Genomic DNA, 921 nt, shown 5'->3' with positions numbered 1-921 from the left:
TTTAATTTTAAAGCATTGTCGGGCTCATCGCCACCAATGACGATTTCATTAGTGCTGGGTTGAAAATACCCCTTAGCCCCATTTAGCGTCGCTAAAGGCACTTCACTGACTTTAAGGTCGGTTTGCTGGTTCAAATAGTCTTTGAACGCGTTATACAAGCTCGTCACGTTCTGATGATCGGCCAAATTTTCTTTGACAAAGTCTTGAGCACTTAACACTGGTTCACCGCTAGTTTGTGCCACATCAAAGACGGGTAGATAGCGATAACCGACAATGGCGCGCTCATCGGTGGTATCAATATGCTTCTGCTCAGCAGGTGTTAATTTCTTAATAATAGGTGCCGCAATTCGAATGGATTTAGCACCCTTATTAACAGTGCGGTTAAAATCAGTTTGCCATTGCTTAAATCCCGCGACGTGGGTCGCTTGGGGATTTTGAGCATAGATCAAGTCAATATTTCTGGCACTGTACTGGTGGAATTTAGCCAGGGTATTAAGATACTGTTTAAATCGGTCACTATCGGTTAATTTTAGGATTTGCTGTTCAGCCTGGGCGAATAATTGTGCTTTCCAGGCTTTAACGTCTGCTTTACTCGGCATTGTCTACCCCTCCTCATCTTCAAAAGTATCATTCAATGTCGGCAATGATCTTATTTGAACCGGAGTCGTGCCATAAAGGGCAACGTAGCCATCGGCTAATTTTTGCCAGGCCACTTGATAGTAAGCTCCATTTCCTGTAATTTCTTTTAAATACTTGTAGGCTCCTTTAGTCTGCAAAACCGGTAATTCACTCCCAATGACTGTTAATTCGTTATCCATTTCATGATCTCCTTTGCTTTGCTAATCTCACCCGTTGTTTAGGTTTACTTTTAGCTTTATAAAAGTGAACCTAAATGACGGGTTCACCAACCGGAACAACGTG

General features: G+C 42.5%; 2 protein-coding genes. Both read right to left on the bottom strand.

The features are described 5' to 3' along the window. A partial coding sequence (locus LKE01_RS11850; RefSeq protein WP_225426962.1) for an ArdC-like ssDNA-binding domain-containing protein occupies positions 1–599 on the bottom strand: 599 nt, incomplete at its 3' end. A 3-nt stretch (positions 600–602) separates the two neighbouring features. Next, positions 603–818 carry a hypothetical protein gene (locus tag LKE01_RS11845; protein WP_054769893.1) on the bottom strand — a complete coding sequence of 72 codons (216 nt, stop codon included), beginning with the start codon at positions 816–818 and terminating at the stop codon, positions 603–605. Positions 819–921 lie beyond the last annotated feature (103 nt).

The sequence above is a fragment of the Lentilactobacillus kefiri genome (assembly GCF_007989105.1).
Lineage (GTDB): Bacteria > Bacillota > Bacilli > Lactobacillales > Lactobacillaceae > Lentilactobacillus > Lentilactobacillus kefiri.
This window is presented reverse-complemented; position numbering and strand designations above follow the sequence as displayed.

Excerpts from the sequence above, each read along its gene's own strand:
- LKE01_RS11845 (WP_054769893.1), bottom strand. The coding sequence starts at position 818 with ATGGATAACGAATTAACAGTCATTGGGAGTGAATTACCGGTTTTGCAG.